This is a genomic window from Ensifer sp. YR511, from assembly GCF_900103045.1.
GTDB classification, from domain to species: domain Bacteria; phylum Pseudomonadota; class Alphaproteobacteria; order Rhizobiales; family Rhizobiaceae; genus Ensifer; species Ensifer adhaerens.
The window spans coordinates 1-18314 of record NZ_FNGR01000021.1 but is presented as its reverse complement, the minus strand read 5'-3'; the positions used below and the strand labels follow the sequence as shown (position 1 = coordinate 18314).

General features: G+C 62.9%; 16 protein-coding genes. 11 read left to right on the top strand and 5 right to left on the bottom strand.

The annotated features are described in order from the left end of the window. Window positions 1-83: 83 nt before the first annotated feature. Both pyk and BLU15_RS26910 read right to left on the bottom strand, forming a co-directional pair. Window positions 84-1523 (bottom strand): pyruvate kinase, encoded by a 1440-nt coding sequence (pyk, locus tag BLU15_RS26915; protein ID WP_060518631.1) that lies wholly within the window; start codon window positions 1521-1523, stop codon window positions 84-86. After that, window positions 1523-1999: a DUF1036 domain-containing protein gene (locus BLU15_RS26910; protein WP_051659725.1), complete on the bottom strand. Its 477-nt coding sequence runs from the start codon at window positions 1997-1999 to the stop codon at window positions 1523-1525. The genes pyk and BLU15_RS26910 overlap by 1 nt, the downstream gene beginning before the upstream one ends. A 192-nt stretch (window positions 2000-2191) precedes the next feature. Between BLU15_RS26910 and BLU15_RS26905 the strand changes: the two genes are divergently transcribed. The 3 genes from BLU15_RS26905 (at window position 2192) to BLU15_RS26895 (ending at window position 3801) form a co-directional block, all read left to right on the top strand. After that, window positions 2192-3001, top strand: coding sequence for an N-formylglutamate amidohydrolase (locus BLU15_RS26905; protein ID WP_090299708.1), 810 nt, complete (start codon window positions 2192-2194; stop codon window positions 2999-3001). Then, on the top strand, window positions 2998-3306 hold the full coding sequence (locus tag BLU15_RS26900) for a DUF1244 domain-containing protein (RefSeq protein WP_090299706.1): 309 nt from the start codon (window positions 2998-3000) through the stop codon (window positions 3304-3306). The genes BLU15_RS26905 and BLU15_RS26900 overlap by 4 nt, the downstream gene beginning before the upstream one ends. Before the next feature lie 231 nt (window positions 3307-3537). Next, window positions 3538-3801: a DUF2312 domain-containing protein gene (locus tag BLU15_RS26895; protein WP_034806111.1), complete on the top strand. Its 264-nt coding sequence runs from the start codon at window positions 3538-3540 to the stop codon at window positions 3799-3801. A 168-nt stretch (window positions 3802-3969) separates the two neighbouring features. Here the strand turns inward: BLU15_RS26895 and BLU15_RS26890 are convergent, their stop codons facing one another. Then, the gene (locus BLU15_RS26890) at window positions 3970-5826 is read right to left on the bottom strand and encodes a peptidoglycan L,D-endopeptidase MepK (RefSeq protein ID WP_090299705.1); all 1857 of its coding nucleotides are present in this window, start codon (window positions 5824-5826) and stop codon (window positions 3970-3972) included. Window positions 5827-6006: 180 nt separating this feature from the next. After that, window positions 6007-7551 (bottom strand): sigma-54-dependent transcriptional regulator, encoded by a 1545-nt coding sequence (locus BLU15_RS26885; protein WP_034806104.1) that lies wholly within the window; start codon window positions 7549-7551, stop codon window positions 6007-6009. Window positions 7552-7738: 187 nt separating this feature from the next. Between BLU15_RS26885 and BLU15_RS26880 the strand changes: the two genes are divergently transcribed. From BLU15_RS26880 to BLU15_RS26870, 3 genes are read left to right on the top strand one after another with little or no spacing between them, the layout of a single operon-like run. Further along, a complete protein-coding gene (locus BLU15_RS26880; RefSeq protein ID WP_090299774.1) occupies window positions 7739-9598 on the top strand; it encodes a M3 family oligoendopeptidase in 1860 nt (619 codons plus the stop codon). A 45-nt stretch (window positions 9599-9643) separates the two neighbouring features. After that, window positions 9644-10843 carry an aminodeoxychorismate synthase component I gene (locus tag BLU15_RS26875; RefSeq protein ID WP_090299703.1) on the top strand — a complete coding sequence of 400 codons (1200 nt, stop codon included), beginning with the start codon at window positions 9644-9646 and terminating at the stop codon, window positions 10841-10843. Next, on the top strand, window positions 10840-11472 hold the full coding sequence (locus tag BLU15_RS26870) for an aminotransferase class IV family protein (protein ID WP_060518639.1): 633 nt from the start codon (window positions 10840-10842) through the stop codon (window positions 11470-11472). Before BLU15_RS26875 ends, BLU15_RS26870 begins: the two co-directional genes overlap by 4 nt. Here the strand turns inward: BLU15_RS26870 and BLU15_RS26865 are convergent. Then, entirely contained in the window at window positions 11437-12387 is a 951-nt protein-coding gene (locus BLU15_RS26865) for a sensor domain-containing diguanylate cyclase (RefSeq protein WP_034806098.1), read from the bottom strand. The genes BLU15_RS26870 and BLU15_RS26865 overlap by 36 nt on opposite strands. A gap of 148 nt (window positions 12388-12535) precedes the next feature. On the opposite strand from BLU15_RS26865, the gene BLU15_RS26860 reads away from it, so the two are divergent. The 5 genes from BLU15_RS26860 to BLU15_RS26840 form a co-directional block, all read left to right on the top strand. Beyond that, window positions 12536-13414, top strand: a complete 879-nt coding sequence (locus BLU15_RS26860) for a heme-dependent oxidative N-demethylase family protein (RefSeq protein ID WP_060581091.1) — start codon at window positions 12536-12538, stop codon at window positions 13412-13414. A 191-nt stretch (window positions 13415-13605) separates the two neighbouring features. Beyond that, window positions 13606-15057: a homospermidine synthase gene (locus tag BLU15_RS26855; RefSeq protein WP_090299701.1), complete on the top strand. Its 1452-nt coding sequence runs from the start codon at window positions 13606-13608 to the stop codon at window positions 15055-15057. Between the two features lie 173 nt (window positions 15058-15230). After that, on the top strand, window positions 15231-15602 hold the full coding sequence (gene omp10, locus BLU15_RS26850) for an outer membrane lipoprotein Omp10 (protein WP_090299699.1): 372 nt from the start codon (window positions 15231-15233) through the stop codon (window positions 15600-15602). 230 nt (window positions 15603-15832) lie between these two features. Further along, window positions 15833-17752, top strand: a complete 1920-nt coding sequence (locus BLU15_RS26845; RefSeq protein ID WP_090299697.1) for a bifunctional metallophosphatase/5'-nucleotidase — start codon at window positions 15833-15835, stop codon at window positions 17750-17752. A gap of 122 nt (window positions 17753-17874) precedes the next feature. After that, window positions 17875-18314, top strand: a 440-nt coding sequence (locus BLU15_RS26840; RefSeq protein ID WP_176960366.1) for a ferrochelatase, incomplete at its 3' end; no start/stop codon positions are given.

The following is an 18314-nucleotide window of genomic DNA, read 5'->3' as shown; positions in this document are numbered from 1 at the left end:
TGCCATCATCAACAAAACACGAAACCCCAGGAGCGGATCAGCGCTCCTGGGGTTTCGTTGCAGTCCGAGAAAGAGAGCGGGCGTCAGACGCCGCTCATGCCGTCCGAGCCGATATAGGCGATACGCAGCATGTTGGTCGCGCCCGGGGTACCGAGCGGCACGCCGGCCGAAATGATGATGCGTTCGCCCGGCTTGCCGAAGCCTTCCGAGGCAACGATGCGGCATGCGCGGTTGACCATGTCGTCGAGGTCTGTCGCATCCTCGGTGACCACGCAATGCAGGCCCCAGACGACCGAGAGGCGGCGCGCCGTCTGCACGATCGGCGACAGCGCGATGATCGGCACCTGCGGCCGCTCGCGGGCGGCGCGCAGACCCGTCGTACCCGACGAGGTGTAGCAGACGATGGCAGAGAGCCGCAGCGTCTCGGCGATCTGGTGGGCCGCAAGCGAAATCGCGTCGGCACCGGTGGCTTCCGGCGGCGTGCGCTGCGCGTAGATGATGCTGGAATAATGCGGGTCGCGCTCGACGTTGCTGGCGATCGACGCCATGGTCGAAACGGCTTCCACCGGATATTCGCCCGAGGCCGATTCTGCCGAAAGCATGACGGCGTCCGCACCTTCGAAGACGGCCGTCGCGACGTCGGAGACTTCGGCACGCGTCGGGACCGGAGCCGAAATCATCGATTCCAGCATCTGCGTGGCGACCACTACCGGCTTGCCGGCGCGGCGACATGCGCGCGTCAGCTGCTTCTGCAGGCCCGGCACCGATTCCAGCGGCATCTCGACGCCGAGGTCACCGCGGGCAACCATCAGTGCGTCGGAGAGCTCGATGATCTCGTCGATGCGGTCGAGCGCCTGCGGCTTTTCGATCTTCGACATCAGGCCGACGCGGCCGCGGGCGATCTTGCGAACCTCTGCCAGGTCTTCCGGACGCTGCACGAAGGAGAGCGCCACCCAGTCGAATTCGCCGGTCGCCAGAACGGCGTCGAGGTCGGCACGATCCTTGTCGGTCAGTACGCCGACGGCAAGCAGCGTATCGGGCAGGCTGACGCCCTTGCGGTCGGAGATCTTCGTGCCGGCGACGACCGTCGTGACGATGCTCTTGCCATCGGTCTTTTCAGCCTTCAGGTGCAGCTTGCCGTCGTCGATCAGCAGCCGATGGCCGGGCTTGACCGCTTCGAGGATCTCCGGATGGGGCAGATAGACGCGGGTGTTGTCGCCAGGCTCGTCCTTGTTGTCGAGCGTGAAGGTCTGGCCGACCTTCAGGTCCACCTTGCCTTCCGCGAACTTGCCGACGCGCAGCTTCGGTCCCTGCAGGTCGCCGAGGATGCCGATCGGCCGGCCACAGCGCGCCTCGACTGCGCGGATGCGCTGCACCAGCGTGCGCATCACGTCGTGGCTCGCATGGCTCATGTTGATGCGGAACAGATCGGCCCCGGCCTCGTGCAGCTTCTGGATCATCTGCTCGTCCGAAGACGCCGGTCCGAGCGTTGCGAGGATTTTGACTTTTCTGTTCCGCTTCATCAATTCTGGCTTTCCTGCGTGCCGGACGGATCCGAAAGCTGAACCATCCAGCTTCCCTGCCGTCCCGTGTCGTACTCTTTGAATCCCATGCGCTGGAAGCCGCGGGCGAAGCAGTCCTGCACGCCCGTGATTTTGAATTCGTTCTCGGCAACGCACATGTTGACGTCACCGGTCCAGCGGCCGCCACGGGCCGCATCTTCCGCGTAAAGATAATAATATCGTGACTGTAGCTCGCCCTCGATCAGGGTCGCGCAGGTGTTGGCAGGCACCTGCCACCAGCCTTCCGTCATCCAGCCGTCCTTGGCTCGGTAGCCGATGGCTACGCCGACCAGTGTCTGGGTGCCGTTGCACACGCGGAAGTCGGCGCGTGCGTCGCTGGCGAAAAGAAATGAGCTTGATGTTGCCAGGAGAAACAGGAGGATGCCTCCCAGTGTCGTCAGCCCCGGCTTCGCTTTGGAAAAAGGATATCTGGACACGGTTTCCGATGGAACTCCGTTTTGATTTGCGTGGCACTTTCTTGCGACGGGCAGCCCCGAAAGTCAACGTAACTCTAATCGATTACAATCGGTAAATTGCTTTCGGATTTCGATAAACAGTTGCGTTTTTCTTGCGATTGACGCCCTCGCGTGCGATCAGCGAGACGGGGCGCTGAAACGGACTGGAACGGCATGCAACACTATTCTCCCTATGAGATTATCGAAGCCAAGCCCACAACCGGGCTCGTGCTCCTTGCCGATCACGCGATGAACCGGCTGCCTGCCGAGTATGGCAGTCTCGGCCTTCCCGCCGCGGCCTTCGAGCGGCACATCGCCTATGATATCGGTGTCGAAGCGCTCGTGCGGCGCCTGTCTGCGATGCTCGATGCGCCGGCCGTTCTCGGCTGCTTCTCGCGCTTGCTGATCGATCCCAATCGCGGCGAGGACGACCCGACGCTGATCATGCGGATTTCCGACGGAGCGATCATTCCGGGAAACCATCCCATCACCGAGAAGGAGTGGGAGAACCGGCTGAACCGGTTCCATCGTCCCTATCACCGCGCCGTCTCCGAGACCATCGGCCGAAGCGCCGAGGCGCATGGCGCAGCACCGCTGGTCATCTCCATCCATTCCTACACGCCGGCCTGGAAGGGCGTCGCCCGTCCCTGGCACGCCGCCGTCCTCTGGGACAGCGACGGCCGCGCCGTTCGGCCACTGATCGACAGGCTCGAGGCACCGGGCGATATCGTCGTCGGCAACAATGAACCCTATGACGGCGCGTTGCGCGGCGATACCATGTTCCGGCACTGCATGGTGCCGGGCATTGCGCATGCCCTGATCGAGGTGCGGCAGGATCTGATCGCCGACTCTGAAGGCGTTGCCGCCTGGGCCGAGCGGCTGGCGCCGATCCTGGCAAGCCTCAACGCCATGCCCGAACTGCATCGGTACGAGCGGCACATCTCGCGCACCGGCGCCTATGATGAAGAGGACGAGCGACCATGACCGAACTGACCCCGGAGCAACAGATCGCCTTCGAGGCCGCCGCCTTTCGCCGGCTGGTCAACCATCTGCGCGAGCACAGCGATGTCCAGAACATCGACCTGATGAACCTCGCCGGCTTCTGCCGCAACTGCCTGTCCAACTGGTATCGCGAAGCCGCCGAACAGGCTGGCGTTCCGCTTGCCAAGGAGGAATCGCGCGAGATCATCTACGGCATGCCCTACGAGGAATGGCGCGAGCGCAACCAGAGGGAAGCATCCGCAGAACAAAAGGCGGCGTTCGAGTTCAACCGGCCCAAAGCTGAGTGAGGAAAGGCGTATGCGGGTTTCCGCGGCATTCCGCTCTAACTCGTAAGCCGCTTCAAAATGATGGCTGGATCGAGCCGACGCAAACCGTCGTGATCAAAGGAATAGGGCCGTTTCGCCCGCCTCTGCCACGGAAATGACCGCGTTGTTGCGCAATCACCCTTGACCTTGGCGGCCGTTCGCGGCACGTCACGGCACCCAAGAAATTCCATTCCCCCTATCAAGGAGAAGACCATGTCGGATGCTCACGGCGTCGCACGCGATCAGCTTCGTGCTTTCATCGAACGGATCGAACGCCTGGAAGAAGAAAAGAAGACCATCGCCGACGACATCAAGGACGTCTATGGCGAAGCCAAGTCCACAGGTTTCGACGCCAAGATCCTGCGCAAGGTCATTTCGATCCGCAAGCAGGACCACGACGAGCGCATGGAACAGGAAGCGATCCTCGACACCTACCTCCAGGCGCTCGGCATGGTGCCGGCAGCCGACGAGGAATAAGCAAGCCTTTTGAAGGCCGCCGACAGGCGGCCTTCGCCTTCCGCGCGTGAACCCGGCAGCAGAGGCTCTCAATGCAGCCGGGAGCCGACATAAGGCGAAGGCAGAATACAGACACGAAAAAGCCCGCCAGATCGGCGGGCTTTTTCGTGTCTAGGGTTTGGTGGAAGCTCAGTTGGTGCTGAACTTCTTCACTTCCATGAAGTTGACGGCATTGCCGCTGAACCGGGCCGTGTCGACGTTTGGTCCAGCGCTGCTGGAGAAGCCGGCGGCATAGACCGTCGTCGGAGCAGTACGCAGAGACTTGCTGACGAAGCGCGGCGCCTTCACCGGCTTGGACAGCGTTGCGACGCGGCCGGTCGAAAGCGCCCATTCGGAAATAATCTTCTGGGTCAGCTTCGGCTCGGCGCGCACCGACGAGCGGGTCGCGGCATCGGCGTCGTTCTTCTTCGGTCGGCCGCCCTTGGCCGGAGCTTCCGCCTGCGTGTCGAAGGCGCTGTCGAAGATCGCGGCGCGCGCATTCGTACCCGACTGCGGCGCATAGGCTGCCATCTCGATCGGCTGCGGCTGGGCAACCGGCTGACGTTCAGCTGGCGTCGGCTGGGCAAGCGCGACACGGGTCTTGGCTTCGGCCGCCACGTCGCGCGGCGGTTCGGCGGATGCCACGACCGGGCGCTCCGCGAAGGAGGGGATCACGACCTGTGCATCGGCAACGGCGGCAAGCGCCGCGTCACCCGCGGGCCGCACGGCCGGAACCGGCACGAAACCGAGCGCCTGCATGTCCGGTTCGGCATCGGCGGATGCGACGAGCGTGTTCATGTCGCGGCGGTCAAGCATTTGCGGTACAGGAACCTTCATCGAGCCGAGGTCGGCAAACTCGCTCGGCATTTCCGAGGTTGGCGGCAGGGCGGCAGCAAGGGCTTCCTGCGCGGGGCTCTTCTCCGGCGCCACCAGGGCTACGGCTACGCCACCATCGGCAGGCGCTTGCTTGAAGGCAGGCCGCACCGCCGGGACCGGCGCATTGATGTTCTGTTCGGCAGCAACCGTCGGCTCGGCGGCGACAGAACCGGCGACGCCGGGCAGCGCTTCCTGAGCGGCGGGCGCGGCAGCCGTCTGCACCTTGGCAGCAGGAGCTGCGCCACCTTCATCGTCGGCACCGGGGCCGGCTGCGATTGCCGAGGGTTCTTCATCCTCGTCACCGCCGCCGCCAAAGAGCATGGCGAACAGGTTGCCGCGGCGCTTGCCGCTCGCCGTATCGCCCGGGCCCGTATCGCCGCCACCGGCGACCTGGATCGCCGACGCGCCGACGCGACGCTTGTAGTCGGCAACCGCCTGGTCATAACCCGGAAGCGGCTTGCCGTCGGACGGCAGATGCATGGTCTTGCCGTCGGGGAAGAGGCGCGCCAATTCGGCACGGCTCATGCGCGGCCAGGCGCGAACGCCACCGACATCCATATGGACGAAAGGCGAGCCGGAAGTCGGGTAGTAACCGACGCCGCCCACCTGGAATTTCACGCCGATTTCACGCAGCGTCTTCAGCTTCACATCAGGCAGATAGAAGTCCATCGCCTTGCCGAGCATGTGCTGGCTCTTCTTGGCGACGCCCTTCGAACGCGAACGCAGCATGCCGTTGGTCGCCGGCGAACGATAGGCCGAAACGACGTGGATGTAATCGCGCGATCCGCTCTTCTGATAGACTTCCCAGACGAGATCGAGCAGGCGCGGGTCCATCTTCGTCGGCTCGTTGCGACGCCAGTCGCGCAGGAAACGGTTGATTTCCTGCAGACCCTTGGCGTCGTAGCGGCCATTGCGCTTGAAGGTGATCTGCGCCTTTTCCTGAGTATGAATGAAATAGAGCTTCAGTGTCCGGGTCTGGCCTGCGGCCTCCACGGGAGGAGCAAAACCAGGCGTAACGAGGGCAGCCGCAAGAGCAACGGATGTCAGAACCTGCGGCACCCGGCGGGTGACCGCCGCGCAGACTCTCGCTAAGGAGCCGAGCGGCTTCTTAAAACCGAACAAATTTGGCATTCAATCCCCGTCCGACGGACAACCGTGCTTCGCTGTCTCAGATGACTGTCAAATAAGGTGACAGCATGGCAAATTTGCCACAGTCGTCACCGCCCCTTATAATATAGTGAATACTTCACTAACAAGGTCTAAACGGCGGTGACTGAATAGCACGGCTAATGAATCGTGAATGCGTCGATTTTATGCCGCCTCTCTCAAAGGGTTATCGGGATCGATGCCATAATCCTTCAGCTTGCGGTAGAGGGTAGACCGGCCGATACCGAGCTTTCGGGCCACCTGGCTCATCTGGCCGCGGTAGAATTTCAGCGCAAAACGAATCAATTCCTCCTCGACTTCGGCAAGCTTGCGCACGTCTCCGCCCTCGTCGACGCTGGCGATCGCATTCTCCATGCGCGGGTCGCTGGAGGCTTCCGCCTCCATGGACTTCGCCGCACTCGCGAAGTCGGGATAGACGCTTGATGCCGTCTCGCCGCCAGCCGGCGCCCGCTCCGGTCCGCCCTCGCCCCAGGAGAAGCCCGAACGATCGGAAACCACGTAGCCGGGTATCTGAGTGGCGATCTGCGGGAAATCCTTCACCGTCAGTTCGTTGCCCTCGGCCAGCACGACGGCGCGGAAGATCGCGTTCTCGAGCTGGCGAATGTTGCCCGGCCAATCATAGGCGGTCAGAAGCGCGAGCGCACCGCTCGATACCGTCAGCGGCTGGTTCAGCCGCTGCTCGGCGGCGAAGCGCTCGACGAAGGAGCGCACCAGCACCGGGATATCTTCCTTGCGTCGGCGAAGCGCCGGAATGGTGATCGGGAAAACATTGAGGCGGTAGTAGAGATCCTCGCGGAACCGCCCTTCGCGCACTTCGTTGATCAGGTCCTTGTTGGTGGCCGAGATCAGCCGCACGTTCACCTTCTGCGGATGGCGCGCGCCGATCGTCTCGACCTCACCCTGCTGAACCGCGCGCAGCAGCTTCACCTGAACCTCGAGCGGCAAGTCGCCAATCTCGTCGAGGAACAGCGTTCCTCCGTCCGCATCGACGAACTTGCCGGTGTGCTTTTCGGTCGCGCCGGTAAAGGCACCCTTTTCGTGACCGAAGAGAATGCTCTCGACCAGATTGTGCGGGATGGCGCCACAGTTAACGGTGATGAAGGGCTTGCCGACCCTGTCGCTTGCCGACTGGATGGCGCGCGCCACCATTTCCTTGCCGACGCCAGATTCGCCCTCGAGCACGATCGGGATGTTGGACTGCGCGGCGCGGCGCGCAAGGTCGATCACCCGGATCATCGCGGGGCTTGCCGAGACGATATCGTCGAAGCCGACGGCGCCACCGCGCGGACGGCGCGAGGTTTTGACCTTGCCGTCACGGCTTGCCATTTTCAGCGCATTGCTGATGGCCACGGACAGCCGTTCCGGAGAGACCGGCTTGACCAGGAAGTCGAAGGCGCCGGCCTGCATCGCGTGCACCACGGTCTCGATGCCGCCCTGTCCGGTCTGGACGATGACCGGCGTGTCGACGCCGCGCTCGGCCAGCGCTTCGAGGAAGCCGTGGCCGTTCATTTCCGGCATCAGGAGATCGAGAAGGATGACATTGATCATGCCGCCCTTGCGCTCCAGCAGTTCCAGACCGCTGCGGCCGTTATCGGCGAGATGCGCCACATGACCGAGACGCTCGATCATGTTCGTCAGCAACCGGCGCTGCACCGGATCGTCATCAATGACCAGAATGTGTGATGTCACGGAAGCCTCCTGCTCTGGACACGCGGTACTCTTTGGCCAACCTCATGTGCCAAATCACGTCAGGCATCTGTGCCATAAAGGGCTGAACATCATGTTTTGAGAAATGCTTGCATTTTATCCATTGCCGGCGATAGCAATGGGGCCCATATCGCTGCCTCTTCCTGTCACGAACGAGAGAAATCCGACGATGACCTTCCGCCCCTTCGCCCCCGAGCAATTTGTTGTCCGCGCCGCCGCCGGCCAGACCCATGGCGCCGCTGCCGACCTCGGTGACCTGCCCTCCTGGCGGCTGGAGGATCTTTATGCCTCCGCTTCCTCGGATGCGTTTCGCAACGATATGAAGAAGGCCGATGCCGACGCGATCGCCTTCGAGACCAAGTGGAAGGGCAAGCTGGCCGAAGCGGCGACGCAGAGCGGCGAAGCCGGCATCGGCGCTGCCGTGCGGGAATTCGAAGCGCTCGAAGACATCATGGGCCGCATCGCGTCGTTTGCCGGCCTCACCTATTTTTCGGACACGTCCAAGCCGGAGAATGGCAAGCTTTACGGCGATGTGCAGTCGAAGCTCACCGACATGTCGGCGCATCTCCTGTTCTTCTCCCTGGAGCTGAACCGCATCGACGACGCGATCCTCGACAAGGCACTCGAAACAGACGCGCTCGCCGCCCATTACAAGCCCTGGCTGACCGACCTGCGCATGGACAAGCCCTATCAGCTCGACGACAAGCTGGAGCAGCTTTTCCTGGAAAAATCGATGACCGGTGCCGCCGCCTTCAACCGGCTGTTCGACGAGACTATGGCAAGCCTCACCTTCACTGTCGACGGTGAAGCGCTGCCGCTCGAGGTCACCCTGAACCTGCTGCAGGACCCGTCGAGCGACGTTCGCAAGAAGGCGGCGATGGCGCTGGCGGAAACCTTCAAGGCCAATATCCGCACCTTCACGCTGATCACCAACACGCTCGCCAAGGACAAGGAAATCTCCGACCGCTGGCGCGGCTTCAAGGATATTGCCGACAGCCGGCATCTGGCCAACCGCGTCGAGCGCGAGGTCGTCGATGCACTCGCCGAAGCGGTCAAGTCCGCCTATCCGCGCCTGTCGCACCGCTACTATTCGCTGAAGGCAAAGTGGCTCGGCATGGAGCAGATGGATTTCTGGGACCGCAACGCGCCGCTGCCGGAAACGCCGAACGCGCTGATCTCCTGGGACGAGGCCAAGGACACGGTGCTCTCCGCCTATAATGCCTTCGCGCCGGAAATGGCTGATATCGCCCGCCGTTTCTTCGACGAGCGCTGGATCGACGCGCCGGTGCGGCCCGGCAAGGCGCCGGGCGCCTTCGCCCACCCGACGGTGCCGTCGGCTCACCCCTATGTGCTCGTCAACTACATGGGCAAGCCGCGCGACGTGATGACGCTCGCCCACGAGCTCGGCCACGGCGTGCACCAGGTGCTTGCCGGCGGACAGGGCGCGTTGATGGCCTCGACGCCGCTGACGCTCGCCGAAACCGCGTCTGTCTTCGGCGAGATGCTGACCTTCCGCGCACTGCTCGACCAGACGAAGGACAAGCGCGAGCGCAAGGCCATGCTCTCCCAGAAGGTCGAGGACATGATCAACACGGTCGTGCGCCAGATCGCCTTCTACGAGTTCGAGCGCAAGGTGCACACCGCGCGGAAGGAAGGCGAGCTGACGGCCGACGATATCGGTAAGCTGTGGCTGTCGGTGCAGAACGAGAGCCTTGGCCCGGCCATCCGGATTTCCGAAGGCTACGAGACCTACTGGGCCTATATCCCGCACTTCATCCATTCGCCCTTCTACGTCTATGCCTATACCTTCGGCGACTGCCTGGTGAACTCGCTTTACGCGGTCTACCAGAACGCCGAACAGGGCTTCCAGGACAAGTACTTCGAGCTTCTGAAGGCCGGCGGCACCAAGCACCATTCCGAACTGCTCGCCCCCTTCGGCCTCGATGCCACCGATCCGTCGTTCTGGGCACAGGGACTGTCGATGATCGAAGGGCTCATCGACGAACTCGAAGCGCTTGATAAGGCCTGATCCGGACAAGGGTCCGGATCGCTGCGCGATCGACAAGACGACTTTATGAACGACACTGCACCCTATGTGCTGTTCCGGGACGACAGCGAAAGCCGCACCACGGTTTTCGCAGCGCCTTCGCGCGTCATAACGGCCCGCACGAAGGCCGAATTTGTCCGCGGCCTTGCCGAGCTTGAACGCGCGCACAAATCAGGCAAATGGATTGCCGGCTTCATGTCCTATGAGGCCGGCCATCTCTTCGAGGAGAAGCTCGAAGGCTTTGCCGAGGAAAATCGCAAGACGCCGCTGATGTCATTCGGCATCTTCGATGCGCCGAGCGAGGATCATCCCCTCGCCGAGCCGCAGCGGCGAACCGAGAACGAACCCTTCTTGAGCGAACCGCGCGCCGGCTGGGATTTCGATACCTACCGCGAACGTTTCGACCGCCTGCACCTGCATTTGCGAAAGGGCGATTGTTACCAGGCAAACCTGACGATGCCGATCCGCGCCCGCTGGTCCGGCGACCCGCGCGCAGCCTTCTGGTCGCTGATCGACCGGCAGCCGGTCAAGTACGGCGCGCTCGTCGCGCTCGACGGGCCAGTGCTCCTGTCGCGCTCGCCGGAGCTTTTCTTCCGTGTCGATGCGGACGGCTGGATCGAGACCCACCCGATGAAGGGCACGGCCAAGCGCGGCGCGTCGGCCGCGGAAGACGCCGAGATCATCGCCGCCATGCGCACCGACGAAAAGACCCAGGCCGAAAACCGGATGATCGTCGATCTCCTGCGCAATGACATCTCGCGCATCACCGAGGTCGGCACGCTTAATGTCCCCAAGCTCTTCGACATCGAGACCTACCCGACCGTGCACCAGATGGTGAGCCACGTCCGAGCAAAGCTCCTGCCCGAGATCAGCCTCAAGGATATTTTCACGGCGCTCTTCCCCTGCGGCTCGATCACCGGGGCGCCGAAGATGCGCGCCATGGAAATCCTGCACGACCTGGAAGACGGTCCCCGCGACGCCTATTGCGGCGCCATCGGTTTCATCGCCCCGAACGGCGTGATGCGGTTCAGCGTCGCGATCCGGACGATATCGCTCTTCGAAAATGGCGATGCCGTCTTTAATGTCGGCGGCGGCATCGTCTTCGACAGCACCGCCCAGTCCGAATACGAAGAGTGCCTCCTGAAGGCCCGCTTTGCCGTTGGCGACGACAGGATCGCGCTCGGCGAAGGCGATGTCGCGCCCGCCGATGACGCGGTCGTCCGATGACGGATTTCTCGTTGATCGAAACCCTGCGCTACGAGCCCGAAGCCGGTTTCATCCGCCTGCGTCTGCACCTCGCCCGGCTGGTCCGATCCGCCCGCCGTCTCGGCATTTCGGGCGCCGATGGCGCGCAGGCCGCGCTGCTTGCAGCGGTCAAGGCCGGAGATGGCGGCGCCGCGCTTCGCGTTCGCCTCGAGCTCTTCCCGGACGGCCATATCGAGGTGAAGACCGCCCCCTTCGCGCCGCTCCCCCAAGATACGGTCTGGCGGGTACGGGTTGCCAGCACCCGGCTCAAGTCGGGCGATCCGCTGCTGCGCTACAAGACCAGTCGCCGCGCCGCCTATGAGGCAGCCCGCGGCGAGTTCGGCCCGAGCGAGGCCGACGAAGTTCTGCTTCTGAACGAGAAGGATGAGGTCTGCGAAGGCACGATCACCTCCGTCTTCCTCGACGACGGCAGCGGCATCCTCAAGACGCCGCCGATCGCCTGCGGCCTGCTTGCCGGCGTGCTGCGTACCGAGCTCATCTGCCAGCGCCGCGCGCGAGTTGCGCGACTTTCGCTTAACGACCTCGCCCGCGGCGACCTTTATCTCGGCAACTCGCTACGGGGCCTGATCCGGGTGAACCTCCTGGTCTGAGCCGGGAAGCGTGTGGCGCCTGACCTGGTCCCGTCCATCGCGCTTGGCGAGATAGAGCGCCTGATCGGCGCGTGCATAGAGGTCGCTGACCGTGTCCCCGTCGCGATACTCCGCAACCCCGACCGAACAGGTGTAGAAGAACTCCGGGATGTTCTCGAGCGGGCGGGAATTGCGCACCCGTTCGAGCAGACGATCGAGAATGCGGTGGCCCTCGCTGATGGTGGTATCAGGCAGGATGAGCATGAATTCCTCGCCGCCAATCCGGCCGAAGCAGTCCGAACGGCGCACGAACTCCTGCATCTGGCGCGCAAAGTCGAGTAAAACCTCGTCGCCGCGCTGGTGCCCGTGGCGGTCATTGATCGCCTTGAAGTAATCGATATCGATGATCGCGACACAGCCCCACATATGCGGGTTCTCGGCGCAGTTGGCGATGAACTCGGTGAGACGCCCCATCGTGTAGCGGCGGTTGGGCACGCTCGTCAGCTCGTCGACCTGGGCGGCCCGAAGCGCAAAGTCGCGGTCCTGGCGCAGTTCCCGTTCTTCGGCATGGATCGTCGTGACGTCGACGGCGATGCACAGCATGCAGCCATCCGCATCCACCGTCTCCGTCATCCACAGCCAGCGACCGTCGTGCAGGTCTGTTTCCATGGCGCGGAACGGCACCTTGCCGCGCCGGTGCAATGTCGAGGCGATCCAGGCATCGATATCTTCCGACTTCAGGATGGTGCCCTGTCCGGCGGCATGGTTCCGACGCATGATCTCTTCCCAGGTCGGGCTCTCGTCCGGACCGACATGGTAGGCCGCGCGAAACGCCGGATTGGCGAAGCGCAGTCGATCGTGCTGATCATAAAGTGCGATCAGCACGGGTGTTTTACTCTGTAGGGCCGCAAGAGCCTTGAGATGACTACCGGTCACGGTCTGTCACGCCTCCGGGAACTAATCAATTATGGCGCGAAGCGGATGCTTCTACCGTAGCTATAGCACGAACCGCTTGTGACAAGCGTTTCACCGTGCGAAACGATAGGGAATATGGTTAAATCGCAACCTCGACCGGTCGCTCCGCATGAAGCATACGCCTTACGACGGTTCTTCAAAACCCTTCACCATCGGCCTTGCCCAGCTCGACCCCGATCGCTGGATTGAGCCGGACGACCAGCTGCAGCACTATCTCTCCGAAAAGAAGCTGCTGCTTGCGCAAGCGCGCGGTACCGTGTTTGCCGCAGCCGACGGTACGCAGGACGCCCAGCGCGAACTGCTGGGCATTCTGGTCGACTACCTGCCGGCCGCCTACCCAGAGATCTACCGCCGCGACGGCGACAGCATGATCGTCGGCGGCGAGCCCGTGCCACTCGACGGCGATGATCCACTGGCCGTTTCGGGATCGCTTGTCCAGGACGATCTCGCCATCATGCAAAAGACCGGAGACGGCTGGCGTCTGAACGCTGCCTATGTCGCCTTTCCCTCGTCCTGGTCGCTCGCCGAAAAATACGGCCGCACCATGAACGAGATCCATGGCCCCGTCCCGGGTTTCGAGCATGGCACCCGCAATGCCGAACTGATTGCCCGCATGTTCGACAACCTGCCGCCGGGTCGCTTCGTCGAGCGCTTCAACTGGGCGGTCAATGTCGACGGCGCGCTGCACCTGCCGAAATCGAAATCCGAAGGCATCGCCGCCGGTGCGATCGAGATGACCGAGGAGCGGACCTTCATCCGCATCGAACGGCAGACGCTGCGCAAGCTGCCTGAGACCGGTGCGCTCGTCTTCACTATCCGCATCTATTCGGACCCGCTGACGATGCTGCGCAAGCGGCCGGATGCCGCAGCCCTGGCCGCGTCCTTCGTCGAGCAGCTGCGCGCCCTGACCTTGCCGCAGGCCGCCTACAAGGGGCTTGTCAGCAAGCGGGACGGGCTGATTGAAGCACTTCTCACGATCGCCGGTTAAGCACAGACGCAAATAGCGGTTGACCCGCCGGCTCTTTATTGTGACAGCAATCTATGCTCTACAGCGCCGCGTGCCCCACGGGCATCGCGGCCGTCGGCACATTCATACGAGCCAGAACAGCGGCCACAGCCGCTTCCTCATGCTTAGTCACCCACCGCCACAGGGAAAGTTTTCTCAGGAGTAAGACAAAAATGGCAGATACCACCTATCCGGTTTATGGCGAGATCACCGGTCCGATCGTGATGATCGGTTTCGGTTCGATCGGTCGCGGCACCTTGCCGCTGATCGAGCGCCACTTCAAATACGACAAGAACCGGTTGATCGTGGTCGAGCCCCGTGAGGATGCTGCCGACAACGAGATCTTCGAACGCCATGGCGTTCGTCACGTTCGCGCGCATGTGACCAAGGACAACTACAAGGAACTGCTGAAGCCGCTTCTGACCGAAGGCGAAGGCCAGGGCTTCTGCGTCAACCTGTCGGTCGACACCGGCTCGCTCGACCTGATGAAGATGTGCCGCAAGCTCGACGTGCTCTACGTCGACACGGTCGTCGAGCCGTGGCTCGGCTTCTACTTCGACGCCGAAATGGACAATTCCGAGCGCACCAACTATGCGCTGCGCGAAACCGTGCGCAAGGAAAAGGAAAAGAACCCGGGCGGCACAACCGCGGTTTCCACCTGCGGCGCCAACCCCGGCATGGTCTCCTGGTTCGTCAAGCAGGGCCTCCTCAACCTCGCCAACGACCTTGGCGTGAAGTTCGAAGAGCCGCATCAGGACGACCGCGAAGGCTGGGCCAAGCTGATGAAGAAGGTCGGCGTCAAGGGCGTGCACATCGCCGAGCGCGACACCCAGCGCACCAAGAACCCGAAGCCGTTCAACACCTTCTGGAACACCTGGTCGGTCGAAGGCTTCATCTCGGAAGGCCTGCAGCCGGCCGAACTCGGCTGGGGCACACATGAAAACTGGATGCCGAAGAACGCCAAGAAGCACAAGAAGGGTTGCAAGGCAGCGATCTATCTGGAGCAGCCGGGCGCCAACACCCGCGTGCGCAGCTGGTGCCCGACCCCCGGCCCGCAGTATGGCTACCTCGTGACCCACAACGAGGCGATCTCGATCGCCGACTTCTTCACGGTTCGCGATAAGGAAGGCGAAGTCACCTATCGCCCGACCTGCCACTACGCCTACCATCCGGCCAACGACGCCGTTCTGTCGCTGCACGAAATGTTCGGCAACGGCGGCAACGCCCAGCCGGTGCACCACGTCCTTGACGAAAAGGAACTGGTCGACGGCGTCGACGAACTCGGCGTGCTGCTCTACGGCCACGACAAGAACGCCTACTGGTTCGGCTCGCGCCTGTCGCTCGAAGAAACCCGCCGCATCGCGCCTTACCAGAACGCGACCGGTCTGCAGGTCACTTCGGCCGTTCTCGCCGGCATGGTCTGGGCTCTCGAGAACCCGAAGGCCGGCATCGTCGAAGCCGACGAGATGGACTACAAGCGTTGCCTCGAAGTCCAACTGCCCTACCTCGGCCCGGTCGAAGGTCACTACACCGACTGGACCCCGCTCGACGGTCGCCCGGGCCTGTTCCCGGAAGACATCGACACCAAGGATCCGTGGCAGTTCAAGAACATCCTCGTTCGCTAAGCTGCTGAGACGTAAGCGCATCCGGCCCGGGACACGAACGTGCCCCGGGCCTTTTCATCTCTGGCGGAAAAGCCCGAGGCCGCGGCCTGCCGCTCTTGCTTTCAACTCATGATCGCGGCATGGTCTGCCGGAATGAAACAATCCGCTCGACCCAAACGCGGGGGAAATCGCCTATGAAGCCATTCGCCGTTCTGACCCTAATCGCAACCGCGGCCGCGCTTGCCTCCTGCCAGTCGTCGCCACGGATCATCGATGAGGGTGGGCAGCCGGCACGCCAGGCTGCGGGCGTCGAGGGCTCCTGGGTAGACCCGAACGGTATCGTCTCGACATTTGCCGGCGGTACCTTCTCCACGCGCACGACCGACACCAACCAGTTGCTCGCCTCGGGCAACTACGTCAAGACGAGCCCGACGCTTGTCGAGATCAATATGACCTCGCTGGTGCGCAACACCCAGTCGAAGGTCGCTTGCGCTCTGGTCACGCAGAACCAGCTCAACTGCACCACCGACGCCGGGGCACAGTTCTCGCTCGCGCGTCGCGGCTAAAACAGAAAACACGAAATTGCAAAAGCCTCCGTCCGGAGGCTTTTTTCGTTTGCGGGCCACGACTTAACCTTAACGGTAAACCCGACAACCAGGGCATGGTTTTAACGCTTGAAGTCGCCTTCAAGTGATGAAAACATCCGGCCCGGCAAAGCCACCCCGACCGTGGGGACCGGATCCGTTTCGGCGGACCGGATGCGGTCGGGCGACAACCGGCAAAACAGGAGAACATCATGATCAGACACGTGCGGACCGGCCTGATGACCGCGTCCATTCTTGCCCTCTCCTCGGGCGCAGCCTTCGCCGATTATGAATTGAACATCCTGCATATCAACGACCTCCATTCCCGCATCGAATCGATCAACAAGTTCGATTCCACCTGCTCGGCGGAAGAGGAGGGCAAGAACGAGTGCTTCGGCGGCGTCGCGCGCCTCAAGGCCTTGATCGACCAGAAGCGCCAGGACCTCTCGGGCAAGAACGTGCTGCTGCTCAACGCCGGCGACAACTTCCAGGGTTCGCTGTTCTTCACCACCTACAAGGGCCTCGCGGAAGCCGAATTCCTCAACCTGATGAAGTTCGACGCGATGACCGTCGGCAACCATGAGTTCGACGAGAGCGAGGACGGCCTTGCCGGCTTCCTCGACAAGATCGCCTTCCCGGTCGTCACCGCCAACGTGCTGCCGAGCCAGAAGTCGAAGATCGGCGACCGCATCAAGCCGTCGATCGTGCTCGATGTCGGTGGCCAGAAGGTCGGCATCGTCGGCGCGGTTGCCAACGACACGCCTGAACTCTCTTCCCCCGGCCCGGACATCCTGATCGGCGACGACGTCGCCACCACCACGGCAGCCGTCGAGGAACTGAAGAAGCAGGGCGTCGACAAGATCATAGCGCTCACCCATGTCGGCTATCCGCGCGACCTCGCGGCCATCGCCAAGATCCCGGATGTCGACGTCGTCGTCGGCGGCCACTCGCACAGCCTGCTCTCCAACACCGATGCAAAAGCCGAGGGTCCTTACCCGACGATGGTCGACAACCCAGGCGGCTACAAGGTTCCGGTCGTCCAGGCCGGCTCCTACACCAAATATCTCGGCGATCTCGTCGTTACCTTCGACGACAAGGGCGTGGTCAAGGCCGCCAAGGGCGACCCGATCCTGGTCGACAGCTCGGTCAAGCCGGATGAGGCGGTGCTTGCCCGCGTCGCCGAACTCGGCAAGCCGATCGAAGAGCTGCGCTCGAAGATCATCGCCAAGACCGAGGCGCCGATCGACGGCTCGCGCGAGAATTGCCGCACCAAAGAGTGCGAAATGGGCAGCCTGCTCACCGACGCCATGCTCGACCGCGTCAAGGGCCAGGGTGTGACCATCGCCATCACCAACGGCGGCGGTCTGCGCGCCTCCATCGATGCCGGCGACGTTTCGATGGGCGAAGCCATTACGGTCCTGCCGTTCCAGAACACGGTTGCGACCTTCCAGATGAAGGGCGACGGCATTCGTGAAGCCCTGGAAAACGGTCTCAGCAAGCTTGAGGAAGGCGGCGGCCGTTTCCCGCAGGTGGCCGGCATGAAGTTCTCCTTCGACAAGTCGAAGCCGGTCGGCAGCCGCGTCGTCTCGGTCGAGGTGAAGGAAGGCGAGGCCTACGTCCCGCTCGATCCGGCCAAGACCTATTCGCTCGTCACCAACAACTACATGCGCAATGGCGGCGACGGCTACGACGTCTTCAAGGAGAAGGGTGAAAACGCCTACGACTACGGTCCGGGCCTCGAAACCGTGCTTGCCGACTACCTTGCCGCCCACCAGCCGTTCAAGCCCTATACCGACGGCCGCATCACCGAGGTCGCTTCGGCGGCCGGTGCGGCAACGGCCGAGCCGGCGGCGGACGCAAAGCCTGCTGCCGACGCCACGGCAGCCCAGCCGGCGGCGGACGCAAAGCCTGCTGCCGACGCCACGGCAGCCCAGCCGGCGGCAACGGCCAGCGGCACGGCGGCAGCGAGCGGCCCGCAGAAGCACGTGATCACCAAGGGCGACACGCTCTGGGATCTCGCCAAGGCCTTCTACGGCGAAGGCGCGCTCTGGAAGAAGATCTCCGACGCCAACGGCAAGCCGGCGCCGCGCCACCTGCATGTCGGCAAGGAACTGGAGATTCCGGCAAAGTAAGACAATTTGCCTCTACTTTCAGAGCCGGCGCGGCTTCCCCGCGCCGGCTTTTCTTTTTAGAAGGACTGGAAACCGAAGGAACGAAAGCGGCGTCCCGATACGGGGACCCGACGAGGATGAAGATGACCGATCAGCTTGCCGTGACCACCCCTGCCAGCCACCCGTCCGTCAAATCCGGAAAGGTCGGTATCCTGCTGGTCAATCTCGGCACGCCTGATGGCACCGACTACACCTCGATGCGCCGCTACCTGAAGGAGTTTCTGACCGACCGCCGGGTGATCGAGTGGTCGCGACTGTTCTGGTACCCGATCCTGTTCGGCATCGTGCTCAACACCCGCCCCGGCAAGGTCGGCAAGGCCTATGAGACGATCTGGAACAGGGACTTGAACGAAAGCTACCTCCGGACCTACACCCGCAACCAGTCCGAACTGATGGCGAAGTCCTTCGCCGACCAGCCTAACGTCATCGTCGACTGGGGCATGCGCTACGGCCAGCCGTCGATCGCCTCGCGCATGGACGCACTGCAGAAGGCCGGCTGTGAACGCATTCTCGTCTTCCCGCT

Excerpts from the sequence above, each read along its gene's own strand:
- pyk (WP_060518631.1), bottom strand. The coding sequence starts at position 1,523 with ATGAAGCGGAACAGAAAAGTCAAAATCCTCGCAACGCTCGGACCGGCG.
- BLU15_RS26905 (WP_090299708.1), top strand. The coding sequence starts at position 2,192 with ATGCAACACTATTCTCCCTATGAGATTATCGAAGCCAAGCCCACAACC.
- BLU15_RS26900 (WP_090299706.1), top strand. The coding sequence starts at position 2,998 with ATGACCGAACTGACCCCGGAGCAACAGATCGCCTTCGAGGCCGCCGCC.
- BLU15_RS26895 (WP_034806111.1), top strand. The coding sequence starts at position 3,538 with ATGTCGGATGCTCACGGCGTCGCACGCGATCAGCTTCGTGCTTTCATC.
- BLU15_RS26890 (WP_090299705.1), bottom strand. The coding sequence starts at position 5,826 with ATGCCAAATTTGTTCGGTTTTAAGAAGCCGCTCGGCTCCTTAGCGAGA.
- BLU15_RS26880 (WP_090299774.1), top strand. The coding sequence starts at position 7,739 with ATGACCTTCCGCCCCTTCGCCCCCGAGCAATTTGTTGTCCGCGCCGCC.
- BLU15_RS26875 (WP_090299703.1), top strand. The coding sequence starts at position 9,644 with ATGAACGACACTGCACCCTATGTGCTGTTCCGGGACGACAGCGAAAGC.
- BLU15_RS26870 (WP_060518639.1), top strand. The coding sequence starts at position 10,840 with ATGACGGATTTCTCGTTGATCGAAACCCTGCGCTACGAGCCCGAAGCC.
- BLU15_RS26860 (WP_060581091.1), top strand. The coding sequence starts at position 12,536 with ATGAAGCATACGCCTTACGACGGTTCTTCAAAACCCTTCACCATCGGC.
- BLU15_RS26855 (WP_090299701.1), top strand. The coding sequence starts at position 13,606 with ATGGCAGATACCACCTATCCGGTTTATGGCGAGATCACCGGTCCGATC.
- omp10 (WP_090299699.1), top strand. The coding sequence starts at position 15,231 with ATGAAGCCATTCGCCGTTCTGACCCTAATCGCAACCGCGGCCGCGCTT.
- BLU15_RS26845 (WP_090299697.1), top strand. The coding sequence starts at position 15,833 with ATGATCAGACACGTGCGGACCGGCCTGATGACCGCGTCCATTCTTGCC.